The organism is Pseudomonas sp. MPB23 (assembly GCF_046605395.1).
Classification (GTDB): Bacteria; Pseudomonadota; Gammaproteobacteria; order Pseudomonadales; family Pseudomonadaceae; genus Aquipseudomonas.
The window spans coordinates 1,881,076-1,898,795 of record NZ_CP176771.1; the positions used below are offsets into that span (position 1 = coordinate 1,881,076).

A 17,720-nucleotide genomic window follows, 5' to 3' on the forward strand; every position below is an offset into this window, starting at 1 on the left:
TTGCCCTGGCAAGTTTAGGCGCGCCAAGGTCCTCGCTGGGCTGACCATCTCATTAAGTGCGGGTATCGCTGGCGTATTCGGTCACAAGATTGGCGCATTCGGGCGATCTTTCCAGGGGTAGAGCCCTTATCTTTATTTTGATGTCGTCAACCAGAAATCTTTTTAAATCGCTCTAGCTATCAAAAATTATTATTCACCCTTTTTGATAACTATTCGTTTTACGTCAGCGTCTACGGAGTGCTCAATTTGTCCTCGTCCGCAGAACTATGGACAAGCATTCCGAGCAGTCAATGTTCGTGCGAACTTTAGGAAATTCCCTACATAAATTCTTTTATCCGCTTGCTAGCGTGATCGGGGTTTTAAGTTTGCTCCGGCCACGTCTGGCCAGAGAGCCTGTGTTGTCTTCTCTCTCAGCTTAAGGATAAGCGTATGTTCGCGCCTGCCAATACTGCGCACTTCGCGTTACTCATTCCCGCTGTTCGCAATGATTTCAAGGTGCTGGCCTTTAAGGGCACTGAAGCCATCAGCAGCTTGTATGCGATCCAGGTTGAACTGGTCAGTGAGTCCCCTGATTTCGATCTAGAAAGCCTGCTCAGTCAGTCAGCATTCCTTCAGTTCGGCCTGAATGGCGAAGGTATTCATGGACGCATCGAGGATGTGTTGGTGGGGGACGCCGGTACACGCCTGACCCGCTACCACCTGACTTTGGTGCCCGCGCTGCACTATTTGCAGTTCAGCCATAACCAGCGGATTTTTCAGCATCTGACGGCGCCGCAAATCATCGCCCAAGTACTCAAAGGCCACGGCATCCTGGCCGATGCCTATACCTTCCATGTCAGCAGCAGTCCCGAGCGCGAATACTGCACGCAGTATGGGGAATCCGATTACGAGTATGTCCAGCGGTTGTGCAGCGAGGACGGGATGTCGTGGCACCACCAACACGATCAGGATGGTCATCATCTGGTATTTACTGACGATCAGACCTATTTCCCCAAGTTGGGCGAAACACCGTATCAGCAAGGTTCTGGCCTGGCGGCGGATCACCCGGTCATCAGCCAGTTCTCTATGCGCTTCAGCACCCGAACCAGCACGACCACGCGACGGGCCTATGATCTAAAACGCCCGAGCCTGTTGCTGGAAAGCCAATTCAGTGCCGAGTTCACTCCGGCACTCGAAGACTACCGCTATCCCGTGTTGATCGAGAATGAAAAGCTCGGCAAACAGTTTGCCCGACAAGCCCTTGAGCGGCACCGTGCCGACTACCAGTTGGCCGAGGGCAAAAGCGACCAGCCGAACCTGCGCAGCGGTCACTTCTTCGACCTGACCGAGCATCCGCGTCAACAATGCAACGACCTGTGGTTGTTGCTCAGCGTGACGCACTCGGGCAAGCAACCGCAGGCGCTAGAGGAAGCGATCACCAGTGACGTCAACCCCGAAGACGGCTTTACTCAAGGCTACCGCAATACCTTCAGTGCGATTCCTTGGGATGTGTTCTACCGTCCGCCGTTGGTGGCGCGCAAATCGATGTTGGTCAGCCAGACCGCCCGTGTCACCGGGCCGGTAGGAGAGGAAATCTTCTGCGATGAGTACGGGCGAGTTAAGGTCGAGTTCCATTGGGATCGCGCCGAACTGGGCAGCGACAAGAGCAGTTGCTGGCTGCGCGTATCGTCCAGTTGGGCAGGCGAGAACTTCGGTGCGGTGACCATCCCGCGCATCGGCATGGAAGTGGTGGTGACCTACCTGGAAGGCAATCCTGACCAGCCGTTAATCACGGGGTGCGTGCCTAACAAGGTCATGCCGGTGCCGTACCCATTGCCCGCGCACCAAACTAAAACCGTGTTGCGCAGCCACAGCTCGCCGCGCAGTGGCGGTTACAACGAACTGTCGATTGAAGACCGGGCGGGGCAGGAAAAAATCTACCTGCGTGCCCAGCGCGATATCGAGCAATTAGTCCTCAATGACAGTGACGCCAAGATTGGTAACGACCGCCGCGAACAGATCACCCGCGACAGCCACAGCCTGATTGGCAATGACCGATCAGAACAGGTCGATAAGAACAGTTCCAGCCTGATCAAGGGTGACGAACTGCATAACACCGAAGGCCTGCGCAACACCCTGATTGGTGGCGACGAGGTGATCTCGATTATCGGCAATAGCAGCACCACGGCCGGTGGCACGCTGGTGATTCAGGCTGGATCTCAAGCCCATGTCACCGCGACCAATGTGGTGATCGATGCGGGCATGAGCCTGACGCTTGAGGCAGGTGGACAGTTCATTGTGATCAACTCAGGGGGCATTTTCAGCAGCGTACCCATTGTTCAAGGTGGCGCGCCCATCGCAGGGATCCCTGCGCAGCAGGCCCTTTCGGTTTTACCCATGGTCGCCGAGGCGTTGGTTGCTCCGTCACTGGTCACGCAAACATCGGCGTTGATTCAGGCCGCACGTCACGCCGCACCGGTCTGTGCGGTGTGTCAAAAACTTGCGGAGTTGACTGCATGAATCAGGCTTATCTACTGCTGGATGGTGCTCAGATCGACAACCTGTCCGAGCGCCTGCTGGATCAGGGGAAAAATACTAAGTTTCAGTCGCTGTATCAGCACACTGCCTACAACGAGTTGGCGGATATTGGCCCGATACTGGTGTCGGTTTTTCCCGGCAGCCCATTGGCCCGCATCTTTGCACAGGAGTGGAGTGCAACGGCGGGTATCTGGTTGGAGTCAGAAGCCGGTGAAGACGTTGTATTTCAGCACCTGCGCAGCCTGATTCACGCCCGCGTAGAGGGCGATGCCACGGTCCTTTTTCGTTACTACGACCCCCGTATCATGCGTTTGTGGCTGACAGGTCTGGAGCCCCAGGCGCGTGATCGATTGATGGGGCCAATCCGACTTATTTTGCTTCCGGAATTGGCTCACAGCTCCGGATTTATTCGTCAGGAAAACCCTGAGCAGCCCGTCGCGCAGTATACGGAAAAGCCTTGGTTATGCCTTACCCCAGAACAACTGGCTCAGTTGAGCGAAGCCAAGCGGCTACGTCTTGCCCAGCAGTTGATCGAACATTGTCAGCAGCACTTCCCTCAATGCCTGCAAGGATTGGATCACGCCGCACAGCAGCAGTGGGTCACAACCTGTCAGCTCAGCGCTGAACGGCAAGGCTACGGTGCCGCCGATGAAGTCACCCGCTGGGCCAGCTTTCACGCCTTACTAGGCAATGACTTTCCGGACGCTCCCGGCCATGCCGTTTACCGACAGATTCTCAGCGAACCTGGGATTTTACCTGAGCAACGCCTGGACAACCTGAGTGCTGAACTAGAGCGTCAGCAGCTCACCGATAAGGAATTCTCCGCATGAGCGCAGAAAAACTGGCCATGGTTGATCGGTTGGCTCAGGCTAACCGGGCCGCCAAGGCGATGCCCCACGAAGATATCAACAGTTCAATTACGCCATGCCCAGCCCACCAACCCGACATATTCGTAGTGCCCGTGCGGTATGCGCTGGCGGAAGAAAAAGCCATCCACTCCTGCTGTGCGCCCGGCGCTACCACCCAGAGCCACCCTATGGCGGCACGCCGCCTGCGGGGAGGTTTTCTGTACTTGTGGCAAGACAACGGTCCTCTCAAGCGCTATGCAATCGGGCCGAATGGTTTGCTGAGTGAGCAGGCGCTGGAAGCCGATGCCACCGTTGTGCTGGATGGCACCCTGACAGGTCTGGCCCTGAAGAAAATCTATGACGCCTGGATGCTCTATAGCGAGTTTCCACTGAATCCGGAACACTGCAAGGCGCTGAGCGACAGCAGCGCCAAACGCAGTGCGCACATGCGCCACGTCGCCTTGCGCACCGTGGCCAACGAGCTACAAGCGCCTCATTGCCCACCGCTGGTCAAAGCCGATCAGGTCATGGCCGAACTCATCCCGGCCATCTATGCCCGGTCGATGAAGGCTGACCAACAACGGGGCGGTGATGATACGGATGCACTGGGTGCGACCGCGGTGAAAGACCCAACGACCCCGAACATCAATGCCTACACCGAAGCGATGCACCGTTCTCGTGAACGGGAAAAGGTCATCGCCCAACACCCCGACGCCAGCGATGAGCCTCCGGGCGAGTGGAGTGCCGAACGGTGGGAGGGTCAGAGCACTCAGGATTGGCTGGAAACCGCCAAAGCGCAGGCCAAAGATTTGTTCCCTGTCTTCGCGTGCCTGGATGATGACTTGGGTGTACTGCGCGATATCAACCACGAGCAAGAATGGGTGGAAGCGCGCCACGAACAATGGATCGGTGACAACAATCTGCGCCTGAGTATCGGCGGGTTTGTTCGCAGCCTGATCAGCGAAGATGGGGCTGAACTGGCGGGCACTCTCAGCTATCGCTACAAAGGCCGGGACATCACCCTTACGCCTGAGCAGGGTAAGGTCATGCTGGATGCTCAGCACAAACTGGATGATGCGCTCAAGGATGAAACCCAGGCCCGTCAATACGGCGGTCAGCCGAGCGCGAGCGAAGCCTCCGCCCGTGATGCGCGAATTGCCAGTATCGTTGCGCCCGTACGGGCCTTTATTCCGGCTGATTTGTACAACGAGGCAGAGTTCGTGGTACGTGAGTACCGTGCCGAAAAGCAGGCTAACGTCGACAACGATTTCCTCAGTGTCAAGGTCGGCGAGTATATCGATCTGACCGCGATGAACACCTGGCTCGATACCACCGCGCCAGCGCATTTCCAACACATCGAACAACGCCATAAAGCATTGTTTACCGACCGAGGCGTGTACCTCAAGCGTTCAGTCAGCGGCACCTGGTTTGTCGATTACTATGACCTGGACACTCGGCACTGGTTAACCGAACTGGCCACCGGTTGCCTGACCGCCCAATGCATTCGAGCCCAGGGCGCCGAACAATACGCCGACTACGTACGGGCAGCTGATGGCGGCGCACTGACACAATTGTTCCGCGCCTGGACGCCCTCGCTCGATGCGGGCATTAACAACACCACTCGCCTGGGCGAGCTGATGGCCGCACTGGCGTCGGAAAACATCACCGCGACCCATCAGGCACTTGCGCCACTGGCCGCGCCGATTCTGGACGACCTCGCTAGCATGGCCCGAGACGCCCATGGCGCATGGAGCGTGCTGGTCAACCGTCTGGCTGCGTCGTTGCTGTTGCTCAAAGGCGGTAAAACCTTCAGCAGTGCCTGGCTGGGCGTCTTCGTTGCTGCTCGTCTGGGCAGCGAGGCCCGTTCACAGTCTGTAAGCGAGGGTGGCACTCAAGTCTGGAAATTACTGGGCCAACAAGCGGAAGGGCTGACCCAATGGGCCCGCACCACGGGGGATGCCATCGGTGCCGGGCATGTGAAAGGCATCGTGAACTCCTCCTTTGTGACCAACAGCGGTGGCGTGGTGCCGTTGGCGGCCTTGCTGCTGAATACGCTCAATGCGGATAACTACTTGAGTCAAGCCGGAGCCGTGGAGGGGGTCGACAGCCAGCGCGTCAACGATACAGTTTCCGCAACGTTGTATGCTGCCGCCGCGCTCACCGCAGTGATTGATAATCAGGTGCGGCAGGGGTTGGGGAAGGATCGATTTCTGATTCGCTCAGCGGCGGCCCCAACCCTCACCCTGTTTGGTGGGGTGATTGGGCTTCTATCTACGGGTGCCGCATTATCAGAATTTAAATCCCTGCAAAAACAACTAGAAAGCGCTCAAACGCACATCGACCCGTGGCTGACGATGCGCCAGACCGTGGTCGCCGGGCAGGTCGCCGCCTATGGCGCCCAAGCACTACTAGGGGTCGGTCAGACGGCGAGAGCCTTGGCGGGCCTAGTGGAAGTGGAAGCGGCGATCATGCGCTATTCGATGTGCATGGGGCCGCTCAACTGGATCATGTTCGTGCTGGGCGTGCTGTACTTTGTTACTTGGTTTTTTCAGCAAACCCCACTGCAAAACTTCCTCAACTATTGCTGCTGGTCAAAAGCCCGAGCTGGCAATCTAGAGCCTATTGCGGCCAAAGCACAGCAAGACGAACTCAACCAACTGTACGGCATCCTGTATACCCCCCGCGTCAGCGCAGAAAGCAGCTCGGTGATGGTCGGTTCCAGTGGTCCTTCCGGGCTAGCCTCCCAGAGCGTCATCAATGCCCTGACCATCGACTTGCCCGGCGCCGAACCTGGCAGTGTCTATCTGGAACTGAGCCTAATCGGCGATCCGATCGACACTCAGGCGTCTCGCGACCTGATCAAAAACAGCCCGTACTCCGCCTATAAACCACCTCGCCCATGGCGGGATATGGCACCTCACTGGCTGCCCGGTAGCACCTGTCGCTGGATCCCAGCCAACGAAGGCCAAGGTTTACGCCTGAGCGGGCCCTTCAGGTCAGTGCAGGGTGTCCTTAGCACACCACCCAGCACGGTCTCCCTGCGCTTGCGGTATCGCACGCCATTGACCGCGCTGCTGGGCGCCCGCAACTTCATCGGCGGCGAACGCGGTGTGGCCTTTACCGTGAGTGGCAGTGGGGACGTGATTGCCCTGCGGGACGATCCGACACCGGAACTGGATCGTGTGCCAAGCTACCCGCTCGACAGTGAGCGTTCATGCTCTATTTACCTGCAACCTAAGGACAGCGCATGAGTACGCCACCGGCGGGCACCACGAAAAAACGGATGTTTTCGCGCAATGACTACTTGGCGCCGTTACCCATTCCCACCGGTGAAAAACCCTCGGACGTGCTCAACACCATTTGGCGCAAGAACGAGGTATTTCTCGATATCGGTAATTACAGCATCGGCTCAGCAGTTATGGTGATTTGGCCTAGTATAATGACAGTATTAGCCATGTCTTACTTTACCCGAAATCTTAACTCTGACTTCAGCCAAGATATTTTGATCTTGGGCTCAATTATTATGCTTCTTCCTATCTGGTTTGTTATCCAAGGTTTATTTCGCGAGGTGCCGTTGCCGGTGCGTTTTAATCGGCAACGCCGCGAAGTGTGTGTGCCACGAGAGGATGGCGAGTACTGGATTGTCCCCTGGGAAAGCGTGACGGCGGCGGCCACGCAGCAGTCGTCGGTGAGTCAGGCGGGTAAAGCTACGATGGGCTTATTGATTGTTGGCTTTGAGAACCCTGACCCGCAGGCCAAGGAGGATAACAAGCATTTTTGGTTCGGGTTTAACTGTGGTGGCGGCACCACGGCCATGGCGTTGTGGGAGTGCATGCGTAGCTATATGGAGATTGGGCCGGACGCTGTTGAAGATCAGACGGCACGCTTCGACAGATCTAAAGGAATATGGGCTACCTACCTGGACGACCTTATCAAGGCTGCGAAGTTGAGAGGCTGGTTAATAACTGCTTTGTGGGAAGGCTTCTGCGGGATTTTTATTTTTAATACGCTACTGATAGATGTCCTTGAACGCTGGAAACTGAACCCGCCGCCTGATCTGCTTTACCCCGACATCATCGAATGGTCAAGGCCGCTACCACCCGAGCAATGGGCCAAGCGATCACCGGAGTTGGAGGACGCCATCGCAAAACGTGAAGCGGAACTGGCCGTGTAACCTAAGGACCGCGCATGAGTACGCCACCGGCAGGGCTAAAGAACGGGGTTGATCAAGTGAACTTCTATCTTTCTTTGCCGGACAGCACTTTCTTATATTTAAGATGGCGGTATTTTGCCGCGCAGAAAAGAACAACAAATAAGGAATAACAATGTTGCTACTAACTTGCAAGCCAGGCGAGAAATTCCGTTTGGGTGAGGAAATAATAGTCAGTTTGATGGACGTCCAAGGCAAACATGTTCGTTTGGGTTTCACAGCTCCGAAAGAAACCGCGATACATCGCCATGAGTACTACCAAAAGCTTCAGAACCAGATTCGTCGTTGACTCGAAACAGCAGTGAATGAGGCTGCGACGAACATCTGCCGGCTGTAGGCCAGACGAAAGTGCGCCACCTTGATGGTTTGTGGCACACAATCAATCTCGACGTGCTCGTGGCTCCAGTCGAACTGACAGGCATCGCCGGAGGCGAACACAAGAGCTAGCTTGGTGTTGAGCTGCCGGACTTTTGCAGCCTTCATACTGGAAAGTTGATTTTCTATTCCTAACCCATGGCCACTGGCAGCGCGGTGTCCGCGTTTCTGTGGGCCGGGAAGAAACCATGATCCCAACTCGCTTGATACCGCCCCTGTCGGGGCAAGATGAGTTACCAGACTACGATGTATGTTTGCCGGTCAATCTGCGTCCTGTGGCGGATATGTTCATCCGCCATCTGCATGAGCTGCCCTATCAGCAGCATCGATGCTGCCCGCACTGCAACAGTTCCAATGTGTATTTCTCAAAAGGTGTGCAACCAGGATTTCGCCTGCCGACTTATAGATGCCGTTCCTGCCGTAAGGGCTATAACAGCTTGACCGGAACGCCGTTTGCCCGACTGGAACATATGCACCTGTGGTCAACCTTTGCGGTTTACCTGCTGGCAGGTTGGCCCGGCCCAACTGCTGCACCGCTCATTGGCATTTCCTGTAACGCGTTTTATCGCTGGGTACGTGCGGCCAGGGAGGTTATGGCGCAGGAGTTCCCTGAGTTGCATCAGTGGTGGTCCGCCCGGCAGGATCGCCAAAATCTGCAACCGGCTGAGCAAATAGATAGTCAGCGGCAGGCGGTCATTGGCTGGCTCAAAAGCATGTTGACGATCCAAACGGCGACTTGCCCAAACTGCGGCTCGACGAATACCCGACTTGTCGAGAAAAGTCGGCCTCGACCGACGTTTCAATGTTGGCGACGTCAATGTCCGAGCACTTTTTCTCTGTTAGCGGGCACAGCTTTAGCGCACTTGGGCCACCCGGAACTCTGGGTGGAATTCCTTCAAGGGGTCTTGGATGGTCTGGGGGGGTATGACCTGAAGCGGCGTAGTGGGCTTTGTCTAAGAACGAGCATTCAATGGCGGCGGCGGTTTTTGTTGCTGATTGAGGAACAGGGGTACGTTGAGTTGCTTCAGTGGATCAAATGGATACGTAGTCGTCGCCACAAAGAGGCGATGCAACTTTCCCGCGAAGGGCTACGCCTGGACATGGCCAAGCGTTCTGTCTACCTGCAAGCGGGTTGTTGATATTGTGGAGTGATTTTTTTCGTCCTAAAATGGGGCGATTTTGTAACAGAAACTCAGTTACATAACCCTCGGCCTAGTATTTATGGGCTTGCAAGGCGAGTAACACTAAATTTTGATTACCTTTTTCACGGAAAATCCGATTCTGGCATCCACGCCGGCGGCCAAGGACGGCCGGGTGTTTGAGTTGGACCCGACGTTGCTGGTTGGGGGACTGGGGCCGCGATTGCCGCAAAGTCTTGTGAAGCTGTCTGCCGAATTTTACCCGGCCCAGGTTGATGCCGCCCCATGAGCACCTTGGTTAAACCGCGAGCGCTGTTTATCGGGCTGGCGTTGCTATGTCTCCTGGCGATCTGGCTTTCTTTGGCCCTGGGGCCGGTGAGCCTGCCGTTACTGGACACCCTCCGGGCGGCGCTGAGATTGATGGGGCTGCCGATTCCATCACAGGGGCTGGAGCAGGCTGAGCTGATCCTGGGGCAGATTCGTTTGCCGCGTACCTTGCTGGGCTTGGCCGTCGGCGGTGTGTTGGCATTATCGGGCGTGGCCATGCAGGGGTTGTTTCGCAACCCGTTGGCCGATCCTGGTTTGGTGGGGGTTTCCAGTGGTGCCGCACTGGGGGCTGCGGTGGCGATTGTCGGCGGTTCGTTTTTTGGCGGTTTGCCGGATGCATTCGGGCCGTACCTGTTGTCACTGTGTGCGTTCCTGGGTGGCCTGGGGGTGACCGCGCTGGTCTATCGGCTGGGGCGGCGCAATGGGCAGACCCATGTCGCGACGATGCTGCTAGCCGGCATAGCCCTGACGGCCCTTGCCAGTTCGGCGGTGGGATTGTTTACCTACCTGGCGGATGACGCCACCTTGCGCACCCTGACTTTCTGGAACCTGGGCAGTCTCAATGGCGCCAGCTATTCGCGGTTGTGGCCTTTGCTGCTGGTTGCTGCCGGAGTGGCGCTGTGGCTGCCGCGCCGGGCCAAAGCGTTGAATGCACTGCTGCTCGGCGAGTCTGAAGCGAGTCACCTTGGTATCGATGTTGAAATGCTCAAGCGTGAGTTGGTGTTTTGCACCGCGTTAGGTGTAGGCGCTGCAGTGGCGGCTGCGGGAATGATTGGATTTGTGGGGTTGGTGGTACCGCATCTGGTACGCCTGCTGGCGGGACCTGACCATCGGGTGCTATTGCCGGCGTCGATATTGGCGGGCGCGAGCCTGTTGCTGTTCGCCGACCTGGTCGCACGCCTTGCGTTGGCGCCTGCTGAACTGCCGATCGGTATCGTGACTGCGTTTATTGGCGCGCCGTTTTTTCTTTACCTGTTGTTACGAGGGCGTGCCTGATGCTGCGTGTGGAAGACCTGCACATCCGTCGTGGTCGCAAAACCGTGTTGGCAGATGTCACCTTGGACCTGTTGCCGGGCCAAGTACTCGGTGTGCTCGGTCCCAATGGCGCGGGCAAGAGCACGTTGCTAGGGGCGTTCTGCGGTGAGCTGCTTGCGAACCAGGGCAAGGTGTGGCTGGGCCAGCAGGAACTCAAAGATTGGAGCGGATCGCAGCGGGCTCAGCGACTGGCGGTTTTACCCCAAACATCGACCCTGGACTTCGCCTTTCGTGTGGAAGAAGTCGTCGGTATGGGCCGCTTACCCCATCAGACTGGTCGAGTGCGCGATGACGAGATTATCGATGCGGCGCTGCAGGCCGCGGATGTCGGGCACTTGAGCGGTCGCAGCTACTTGGCATTGTCCGGCGGTGAGCGTCAGCGTGTACATCTGGCGCGGGTACTGGCGCAGTTGTGGCCCGGTGAAGCGGGGCAGACGTTATTGCTGGATGAGCCGACGTCGATGCTCGATCCCTTGCATCAACACACGATGTTGCAGGCTATTCGTACCTTTGCCGACCATGGTGCGGCGGTGCTGGTGATTCTTCACGACCTGAATCTGGCGGCTCGTTACTGTGATCGAATCCTGCTGCTGGAGGGCGGGCGCCCGCATGTCCTGGGCTCTGCGGCTCAGGTCATGCAACCTGAACCGCTCAAAGCCGTATTTGGCTTGGATGTTTTGGTACAGCCGCATCCTGAGCGCGGGCATCCGTTGATCATTGCGCGCTGAACGTTATCGCGGGCAAAAAAAGACCCGGCAAGAGCCGGGTCAAATAACCGTGATTAGCCTGATGAGGAGATAAACTGAGAGTCCGAACCAAGGGGCTTTCAGTTATCGGCTGATCTCGCGACCAGTTGTGATAATCATAACGATTCTCATTTGTGAGTCAACAGCTGTTTTGCCATGCTCCTGGGTTTTCCTCAAACGTCTGTTTGAAATGCCCGTGATCATTGGGCGGTTCGGCTTGATTTAATTTTTCTGGCGCGCCGAGATAGCGTCGAGCTGGCGGTTCAATGCCTCCTTTCGTTCGGCAGGGATGTCGTTCCAGTGCACGTCCATCAATGCTCCCTCGATTGCATATAGCAACACTTTCGATGCGCGGAACCCACGAGTCCGCACAGCCCGGTAGGCATCGACCGCTCCCAGGCGGCGTAAGTCGGATGCGCTGTGGATGCCCACCGCATGCAACCACTGCGCTGACGTCTTGCCGAGGTTTTTTAGGTGTTGCAGCTCATCGTTCATCAAGCCTCCTTGCGACGGCCGAATGGTGCGGTGGGTATCGTGACCAGGCAGACCTGAACAGGAGTGTAGCGCTCAGTAGGAAAAGTGTAGTTCTTTGGTCAGGAACGGCTTAAAAGCTTATAAGAATGGCGCGGGGATTTTGACGGCGGGCAGGCAAAGGTGCCCGGTACGCTTGTGCATACCGGGGGGCGGATGAGCGATGTTTACTTGGTGCGGTAGCGTAGGCGAGTTCCGAAATTGACTGACATGAGAATCTCGTCGGCCGTCAATTCAGGCGGAAAGTAGGTACCTGAGATCTGCGCATGGGCCAGGCTGGCACCGTCCAGCGAGCAAGCGCGCAAGTCCAGGCCACGTAAGTCGGCGGAGCGGAAATACGCGTCGGTAAAATCCACACCCGCGGCATTGAGGTCACGCAGGTCCAGCCCGCGGAAGTCGCCACCACGCATGTCGATAACGCCGTCTTTGGGGCGTTCTTGGTTGAAACCACGGATATCGTCTTTGTGCAGGAGCGCGTAAAGCGGTGTATCAAGAAGCTTGGGCTGACTCATGAAGGCGACTCCCGTTAGATTTATGACGCCATTATAGTGCCACTATTTCATGGCCGCTCGCCGAATACAGCGACACGGCCAAGAAATTTTTCTTACAGGCCTGGCAGATTCTGACGAATATGCGCCACTAAGGCATCGAGTGTCCCGCTTTCGTTGGTTTCGACACGTTTGCTGAGGAGCAACTCTCCAGTGGTCAGCGGTTCTCGATTTGCCTGTTGTTCTTCGATAACGCTCAGTGTTGCGTCGGAAGGATCGTTTTTGTCAGCCTGACGCTGCGCCAACCAACTGGCAATAACCGCTTGCGGCGCATTGCAATCCAGGATCAGGAAGGGAGCGCCGGTAGCTTCGGCAACCTTGGCGGCGGCATCACGTTGTTCGCGTTTCAGAAAGGTGGCATCCAGCACCACGGGGAAGCCGGCGCGCAGTACGGTATCGGCGATTTCATTCAGGCGTGCGTAGGTGGCAACGCTGGCGTCCGCAGCATAGATGCCGGCCTGTGGTGTGTTTTCCACTTGCTGTTCGCCGAACAGGCGCTTGCGCTCCACATCCGAGCGCAGGCGTATGGCGCCCAATGCTTCCACCAGGCGCATGGCGACATTGCTTTTGCCTACCGCCGACACGCCATGGGTGATCGCCAGGAAGCGCGATGGAATAGTGCTGTAGCTTTCCGCCAGGTTGGCGTAGTTGCGGTACTGGCGCAGGGTAGTGGCGCGTTGCACGGGACTTGCCTCGCTCGGCATGCTGAACAGCGAGACCTTGGCGCGGACCAGCGCGCGATAGGCTTTGTAGAAATTCAGTAATTCGAGGCCTCGGTAGTCTCCCGTCAGTTCCAGGTACTGGCTGATAAAACGCCGTGCGAGGGACTTGAGTCCACGGTCTTCCAAGTCCATGGCCAGAAAGGCGGTGTCGGCATACACATCGGTGAAGCGGAAAGGTTCGTTGAACTCGATGCAGTCGAAGATCACCACATGGCCATCAATCAAGGTGGCATTGCCCAAGTGGATATCCCCATGGCATTCGCGAGTGAAACCCTCCAACTTGCGCTGCGCCAGCAACGGCTTGAGACGCTCGAAGCTGCTTTCGGCCCAGGCTTGCAGGGCTTCAAGCTGAGCCAGGTCGGCCTTGTCGCTGAGGAACGGGCGGATCTGCTCGAAGTTCTGCCGTACCGGGGCCATCACCTCATCCGGGGTGCCGGCCGGGTGATCTTGCGGTACTTTCGGTGCGGTGAGGTGGAAATGCGCGATCTGTTTGGCCATCTCGTCAATATGCGCGCTGGTCAGCTCGCCGTTGGCTTGCAGGGTGCTGAGTAACTGGCTTTGCGGGAATTGACGCATTTTCAGGGCATATTCGATGACCGGGCCGTCGCCGCCTAATTGCGGTGCTTCGGCAGTACCAGTGATCGGCAACACTTCAAGATACAAATCTTTGGTCAGACGTTGGTTGAGACGCAGCTCTTCGTTGCAGAAATGTCCCCGATCTTCCAGCTTGGTGAAGTCCAGGAAGCCGAAGTTCATCGGCTTTTTCAGTTTATAGGCATAGGGGCCGGTCAGTATGACCCAGGAAATATGGGTCTCAATGACCTGGAACGCTTCAACCGGATGGGGGTATAAAGCCGGGTTCTGCAGGGCTGCGATCAGGGGCTGGCTCATGGGCGATCCTTCAAAGTCTGGGGGAAATCATGGCGCGCATTATGGCTGCTGACGCCTGCCGTGCAAACCGCTGTCCGGCTCATGTTGATGATCAATAAAGTGCGTATAATCCGCCGCCATGACTCGAACCCGATCTCCCCGTTCCCGTAAAAAACCTCCTTCCCGCGGCCTGCGCCCGTGGCTGGGCTGGGCGTTCAAGCTCGGTCTGGTTGGCCTTGTGGTGCTCGCCGGCTTCGCGGTGTACCTCGACGCTGTGGTTCAGGAGAAGTTCTCCGGTAAGCGCTGGACTATCCCGGCCAAGGTGTACGCGCGCCCGCTGGAACTCTTCAGCGGCCAGAAGCTGAGCAAGGATGACTTCCTCACCGAACTCGACGCCTTGGGCTACCGCCGCGAACCGGTGAGCAATGGCCCGGGCGCGGCCGCTGTCAGTGGTAATACCGTTGACCTGAACACCCGCGGCTTTCAATTCTATGAAGGCCTGGAAAAAGCCCAGCCGGTGCGCGTGCGCTTCTCCGGCGACTATGTTGCCGAGCTGTCGTCCCTCAACGGTTCGAAGCTGCCCGTTGTGCGCTTGGAACCGCTGATGATCGGCGGGATTTACCCCAAGAACCTTGAAGATCGCATCCTGATCAAGCTCGATCAGGTGCCGCCATACCTGCTGGAAACCCTGGTTGCCGTAGAAGACCGGGATTTCTATAGTCACTGGGGCGTCTCACCGAAGTCGATTGCCCGAGCTATCTGGGTCAACACATCCGGCGGCAAGATGACCCAGGGCGGCAGCACGCTGACGCAACAATTGGTCAAGAACTTCTACCTGACCAACGAGCGCAGCCTGACCCGTAAGCTCACCGAAGCCATGATGGCGATGCTGCTGGAGTTGCATTACAGCAAGCAGGAAATCCTCGAGGCGTATCTCAATGAGGTCTTCGTCGGCCAGGACGGTCAGCGCGCGGTGCACGGGTTTGGCCTGGCCAGCCAGTTCTTCTTTGGTCAGCCGCTGTCCGAACTGAAGCTGCATCAGGTCGCATTGCTGGTGGGCATGGTCAAAGGGCCTTCTTATTACAACCCGCGTCGCAATCCCGAGCGGGCGTTGGAACGTCGTAACCTGGTGCTCGATGTACTTGAGCAGCAGGGCGTTGCCACGGCTGAACAGGTCGCCGCTGCGAAGAAAATGCCACTGGGTGTAACCACTCGGGGCAAGCTGGCGGACAGTTCCTTCCCCGGCTTTATCGACCTGGTCAAGCGTCAGTTGCGTGAAGACTACCGCGACGAAGACTTGACCGAAGAAGGCCTGCGGATCTTCACCAGTTTCGACCCGATTCTGCAGATGAAAGCCGAGGCGTCGGTTAACGACACCTTCAAGCGCCTTGCGGGACGCAAAGGCTCCGATGAAGTTGAAGCCGCGATGGTGGTGACCAACCCGGAAACCGGTGAGGTCCAAGCCATGATTGGCAGTCGCCAGGCCAGTTTCGCCGGTTTCAACCGCGCACTGGATGCTGTGCGGCCGATCGGCTCGCTGGTCAAGCCTGCGGTCTACCTGACGGCGTTGGAAAAACCGAGCAAGTATTCCCTGACCAGTTGGCTGTCGGATGAGCCGTTGTCCGTCAAAGGTGCCGATGGTCAGGTGTGGACACCTCAGAACTTCGACCGCCGCTCCCACGGCACAGTATTCCTGTACCAGGGGCTGGCGCATTCCTACAACATTTCCACCTCCCGGCTTGGCTTGGAAGTAGGCGTACCGAATGTCCTCAAGACCCTGGCGCGTTTGGGCATCACCCGTGAATTTCCGGCGTTCCCGTCGATTTTGTTGGGGGCCGGCGCGATGACGCCGATGGAAGTGACAACGATGTACCAGACCCTCGCCAACGGTGGCTTCAATACACCGATGCGTGGGATTCGCAGTGTGCTGACGGCTGAAGGCGAACCGCTCAAGCGCTATCCGTTCCAGATTCAACAGCGTTTCGATGCGGGTTCCATCTATCTGATCCAGAACGCCATGCAGCGCGTGATGCGCGAAGGTACCGGCAGTTCCGTTTATAAGGTTCTGCCCTCCAACCTGACGCTGGCAGGCAAGACCGGCACCAGTAACGACTCGCGTGATAGCTGGTTCGCCGGCTTTGGCCAGGATGTGCTGGCGGTGGTGTGGTTGGGGCGTGACGATAATGGTAAGACGCCGTTTACCGGCGCGACGGGTGCGCTACAGGTGTGGACCAGTTTCATGCGCAAGGCTGACCCGCTGCCGCTGAACATGCCGCAGCCGGATAACATCGTCCAGGCCTGGATTGATCCGCACACTGGCCAGGGCTCCGATGCCAACTGTCCGGGCGCGGTGCAGATGCCGTATATTCGCGGCAGCGAACCGCCACCCGGCGCGGCGTGCGGTGGCGGTGCCCCTGCTGACGCCGAATCGGTGATGGATTGGGTCAAGGGCTGGATGAATTAAGCAAAGAGGGTTTCAAGTGAACAAGTGGTGGATTCCAGCTATTACAGCTCTGGCTTTGCTCAATGGTTGCGCCAGCGTGCAGCGCGGCTCCATTCCCGTGGTGGATTCGAGCACTGCCGTCTCCAATAACGACCGGATCTCGGCCAATGGCGGTTTCCGCCAGACCGTGACTAAGCGCCCTGTCCAAACTGCGGCTCGGGCTGTACCGCAGGATTCGGGTGTGGTGGTCATGGTGCCGGGGGCGGGGGCTGCCACCGCCGCGCCGATCAGTGCCGAGCCGTGGACGCCGGGGCCAAGCACCTCGGGCCCGATCGAGGCCACGCCGATTCAAACGGCGCCGATCAACCAGGGCACCTACAACATGCCATCGACACCAAGCGGCATTCCATCGTCCTCAAGCGCTGGCGGCCTGTCGGCTGACGAGCAACTGGACGGCCCGGTACTGGCCTTGTTGACCACGGCGCAGCAACAGCAGGCCGGCGGCGACCTGAATGGCGCATCGTCGAGCCTTGAGCGAGCCCAGCGTGTCGCGCCTCGCGAGCCGCAAGTGCTGTATCGCCTGGCGCAAGTGCGCATGGCCCAGGGCGATGCGCCGCAAGCAGAACAGTTTGCTCGTCGTGGCTTGACCCTGGCCAATGGTCGTCCTGACCTGCAAGCCAGCCTGTGGGCCCTGATTGGCGATGCGCGTGCTGCTCAAGGGGACGCAGCCGGCGCCGCCCAGGCTCGGCAAAAAGCCAAGGTCAACCTTTGATGGATGCGCGTTTTCCAGCGATTGCCGAACAGTTGTTGCTGATTGAGCGCGAATTGCGCGTCCAGGGCTGGTGGGACGAAGTGTCCCCCAGCGTTGAGGCGCTCAGTAGTGTGGAACCCTTTTCGGTGGATACCCTGGACTTCCATCAATGGTTGCAGTGGGTCTTCCTCGTACGCATGAAGCAGATCCTCGAACAGGACCTGCCGCTGCCCAATGCTTCTGGAATCATGGAGATGGCCGAGATGGTCTATGCGGATCGGCCGCTGGAGAGCCAAGGTTTACGCAATGCGCTGAAAAAGTTCGACCAATTGATCGCTGACGCTCGTTAATTGCCTGACTGTCGGTTTTTCCGGCAGTCTTGCGCATATTTCTACCGCTTGACGACATTCAGGCGAGTTTTATCCCTCATCAAAGCCCTTTCTTCTACGTTCTCATGCGCTTAGTTGGAAAAAAGCGCAATTATTGCTTGACTTGAAGGGGCTGAAACAGAAGAATCCAAAGTCCGCTGTATCGGGACTGCCAGAAGCAGGCCCGCTCAGCAGATCATGAGGCGCACATCCGCGCCGACCTGTTACACCCGCAACGCGTTACCTCGCGCTGGGTGGGAAAAGCCCGCAACACTTGGGACGATCCCAAT

General features: G+C 57.6%; 15 protein-coding genes and 1 pseudogene. 12 read left to right on the forward strand and 4 right to left on the reverse strand.

Going from position 1 to position 17,720, the window contains the following annotated elements; genetic code table 11:
- The first annotated feature begins 429 nt into the window (after positions 1 to 429).
- The 5 genes from tssI to ACLH0J_RS08785 all read left to right on the forward strand — a co-directional run bounded on the left by tssI (position 430) and on the right by ACLH0J_RS08785 (position 7,864).
- Complete coding sequence (gene tssI, locus ACLH0J_RS08765; RefSeq protein WP_411391647.1) at positions 430 to 2,499, forward strand: type VI secretion system tip protein TssI/VgrG; 2,070 nt, start codon at positions 430 to 432, stop codon at positions 2,497 to 2,499.
- Positions 2,496 to 3,347, forward strand: a complete 852-nt coding sequence (locus tag ACLH0J_RS08770) for a DUF4123 domain-containing protein (RefSeq protein ID WP_411391648.1) — start codon at positions 2,496 to 2,498, stop codon at positions 3,345 to 3,347. The genes tssI and ACLH0J_RS08770 overlap by 4 nt, the downstream gene beginning before the upstream one ends.
- Complete coding sequence (locus ACLH0J_RS08775; RefSeq protein ID WP_411391649.1) at positions 3,344 to 6,616, forward strand: toxin VasX; 3,273 nt, start codon at positions 3,344 to 3,346, stop codon at positions 6,614 to 6,616. The genes ACLH0J_RS08770 and ACLH0J_RS08775 overlap by 4 nt, the downstream gene beginning before the upstream one ends.
- Complete coding sequence (locus ACLH0J_RS08780; RefSeq protein ID WP_411391650.1) at positions 6,613 to 7,539, forward strand: hypothetical protein; 927 nt, start codon at positions 6,613 to 6,615, stop codon at positions 7,537 to 7,539. Before ACLH0J_RS08775 ends, ACLH0J_RS08780 begins: the two co-directional genes overlap by 4 nt.
- Before the next feature lie 151 nt (positions 7,540 to 7,690).
- Entirely contained in the window at positions 7,691 to 7,864 is a 174-nt protein-coding gene (locus ACLH0J_RS08785; protein WP_411391651.1) for a carbon storage regulator, read from the forward strand.
- Here ACLH0J_RS08785 and ACLH0J_RS08790 read toward each other — a convergent pair.
- Positions 7,843 to 8,058 (reverse strand): hypothetical protein, encoded by a 216-nt coding sequence (locus ACLH0J_RS08790; RefSeq protein WP_411392925.1) that lies wholly within the window; start codon positions 8,056 to 8,058, stop codon positions 7,843 to 7,845. The genes ACLH0J_RS08785 and ACLH0J_RS08790 overlap by 22 nt on opposite strands.
- Positions 8,059 to 8,138: 80 nt before the next feature.
- Between ACLH0J_RS08790 and ACLH0J_RS08795 the strand changes: the two genes are divergently transcribed.
- From ACLH0J_RS08795 to ACLH0J_RS08810, 4 genes and pseudogenes are all read left to right on the forward strand, one after another.
- Positions 8,139 to 9,089, forward strand: coding sequence for a transposase (locus ACLH0J_RS08795; protein ID WP_411391652.1), 951 nt, complete (start codon positions 8,139 to 8,141; stop codon positions 9,087 to 9,089).
- Between the two features lie 124 nt (positions 9,090 to 9,213).
- Positions 9,214 to 9,378: pseudogene (locus tag ACLH0J_RS08800) on the forward strand (hemin ABC transporter substrate-binding protein); the annotation flags it as partial.
- Positions 9,375 to 10,412, forward strand: a complete 1,038-nt coding sequence (locus ACLH0J_RS08805; protein ID WP_411391653.1) for a FecCD family ABC transporter permease — start codon at positions 9,375 to 9,377, stop codon at positions 10,410 to 10,412. The pseudogene ACLH0J_RS08800 and the gene ACLH0J_RS08805, both read left to right, overlap by 4 nt.
- Positions 10,412 to 11,179, forward strand: a complete 768-nt coding sequence (locus ACLH0J_RS08810) for a heme ABC transporter ATP-binding protein (RefSeq protein ID WP_411391654.1) — start codon at positions 10,412 to 10,414, stop codon at positions 11,177 to 11,179. Before ACLH0J_RS08805 ends, ACLH0J_RS08810 begins: the two co-directional genes overlap by 1 nt.
- A 240-nt stretch (positions 11,180 to 11,419) precedes the next feature.
- Here the strand turns inward: ACLH0J_RS08810 and ACLH0J_RS08815 are convergent, their stop codons facing one another.
- From ACLH0J_RS08815 to ACLH0J_RS08825, 3 genes are all read right to left on the reverse strand, one after another.
- Positions 11,420 to 11,692, reverse strand: a complete 273-nt coding sequence (locus ACLH0J_RS08815) for a TfoX/Sxy family protein (protein ID WP_010562703.1) — start codon at positions 11,690 to 11,692, stop codon at positions 11,420 to 11,422.
- Positions 11,693 to 11,895: 203 nt separating this feature from the next.
- Positions 11,896 to 12,240, reverse strand: coding sequence for a pentapeptide repeat-containing protein (locus ACLH0J_RS08820; protein ID WP_411391655.1), 345 nt, complete (start codon positions 12,238 to 12,240; stop codon positions 11,896 to 11,898).
- A 92-nt stretch (positions 12,241 to 12,332) separates the two neighbouring features.
- A complete protein-coding gene (locus tag ACLH0J_RS08825; RefSeq protein ID WP_411391656.1) occupies positions 12,333 to 13,889 on the reverse strand; it encodes an AAA family ATPase in 1,557 nt (518 codons plus the stop codon).
- Between the two features lie 118 nt (positions 13,890 to 14,007).
- Here ACLH0J_RS08825 and mrcB point away from each other — a divergent pair, with 118 nt between their 5' ends.
- Genes mrcB through ACLH0J_RS08840 form a run of 3 tightly spaced genes read left to right on the forward strand, consistent with a single transcriptional unit; the run spans position 14,008 to position 17,412 of the window.
- Positions 14,008 to 16,332 (forward strand): penicillin-binding protein 1B, encoded by a 2,325-nt coding sequence (gene mrcB / locus ACLH0J_RS08830; RefSeq protein ID WP_411391657.1) that lies wholly within the window; start codon positions 14,008 to 14,010, stop codon positions 16,330 to 16,332.
- Between the two features lie 16 nt (positions 16,333 to 16,348).
- Positions 16,349 to 17,083 carry a tetratricopeptide repeat protein gene (locus tag ACLH0J_RS08835; protein ID WP_411391658.1) on the forward strand — a complete coding sequence of 245 codons (735 nt, stop codon included), beginning with the start codon at positions 16,349 to 16,351 and terminating at the stop codon, positions 17,081 to 17,083.
- Positions 17,083 to 17,412: a YqcC family protein gene (locus ACLH0J_RS08840; protein ID WP_411391659.1), complete on the forward strand. Its 330-nt coding sequence runs from the start codon at positions 17,083 to 17,085 to the stop codon at positions 17,410 to 17,412. The genes ACLH0J_RS08835 and ACLH0J_RS08840 overlap by 1 nt, the downstream gene beginning before the upstream one ends.
- Positions 17,413 to 17,720: the final 308 nt, after the last annotated feature.

Coding starts and splice junctions, on each gene's coding strand:
- tssI (WP_411391647.1), top strand. CDS start 430: ATGTTCGCGCCTGCCAATACTGCGCACTTCGCGTTACTCATTCCCGCT.
- ACLH0J_RS08770 (WP_411391648.1), top strand. CDS start 2,496: ATGAATCAGGCTTATCTACTGCTGGATGGTGCTCAGATCGACAACCTG.
- ACLH0J_RS08775 (WP_411391649.1), top strand. CDS start 3,344: ATGAGCGCAGAAAAACTGGCCATGGTTGATCGGTTGGCTCAGGCTAAC.
- ACLH0J_RS08780 (WP_411391650.1), top strand. CDS start 6,613: ATGAGTACGCCACCGGCGGGCACCACGAAAAAACGGATGTTTTCGCGC.
- ACLH0J_RS08785 (WP_411391651.1), top strand. CDS start 7,691: ATGTTGCTACTAACTTGCAAGCCAGGCGAGAAATTCCGTTTGGGTGAG.
- ACLH0J_RS08790 (WP_411392925.1), bottom strand. CDS start 8,058: ATGAAGGCTGCAAAAGTCCGGCAGCTCAACACCAAGCTAGCTCTTGTG.
- ACLH0J_RS08795 (WP_411391652.1), top strand. CDS start 8,139: ATGATCCCAACTCGCTTGATACCGCCCCTGTCGGGGCAAGATGAGTTA.
- ACLH0J_RS08805 (WP_411391653.1), top strand. CDS start 9,375: ATGAGCACCTTGGTTAAACCGCGAGCGCTGTTTATCGGGCTGGCGTTG.
- ACLH0J_RS08810 (WP_411391654.1), top strand. CDS start 10,412: ATGCTGCGTGTGGAAGACCTGCACATCCGTCGTGGTCGCAAAACCGTG.
- ACLH0J_RS08815 (WP_010562703.1), bottom strand. CDS start 11,692: ATGAACGATGAGCTGCAACACCTAAAAAACCTCGGCAAGACGTCAGCG.
- ACLH0J_RS08820 (WP_411391655.1), bottom strand. CDS start 12,240: ATGAGTCAGCCCAAGCTTCTTGATACACCGCTTTACGCGCTCCTGCAC.
- ACLH0J_RS08825 (WP_411391656.1), bottom strand. CDS start 13,889: ATGAGCCAGCCCCTGATCGCAGCCCTGCAGAACCCGGCTTTATACCCC.
- mrcB (WP_411391657.1), top strand. CDS start 14,008: ATGACTCGAACCCGATCTCCCCGTTCCCGTAAAAAACCTCCTTCCCGC.
- ACLH0J_RS08840 (WP_411391659.1), top strand. CDS start 17,083: ATGGATGCGCGTTTTCCAGCGATTGCCGAACAGTTGTTGCTGATTGAG.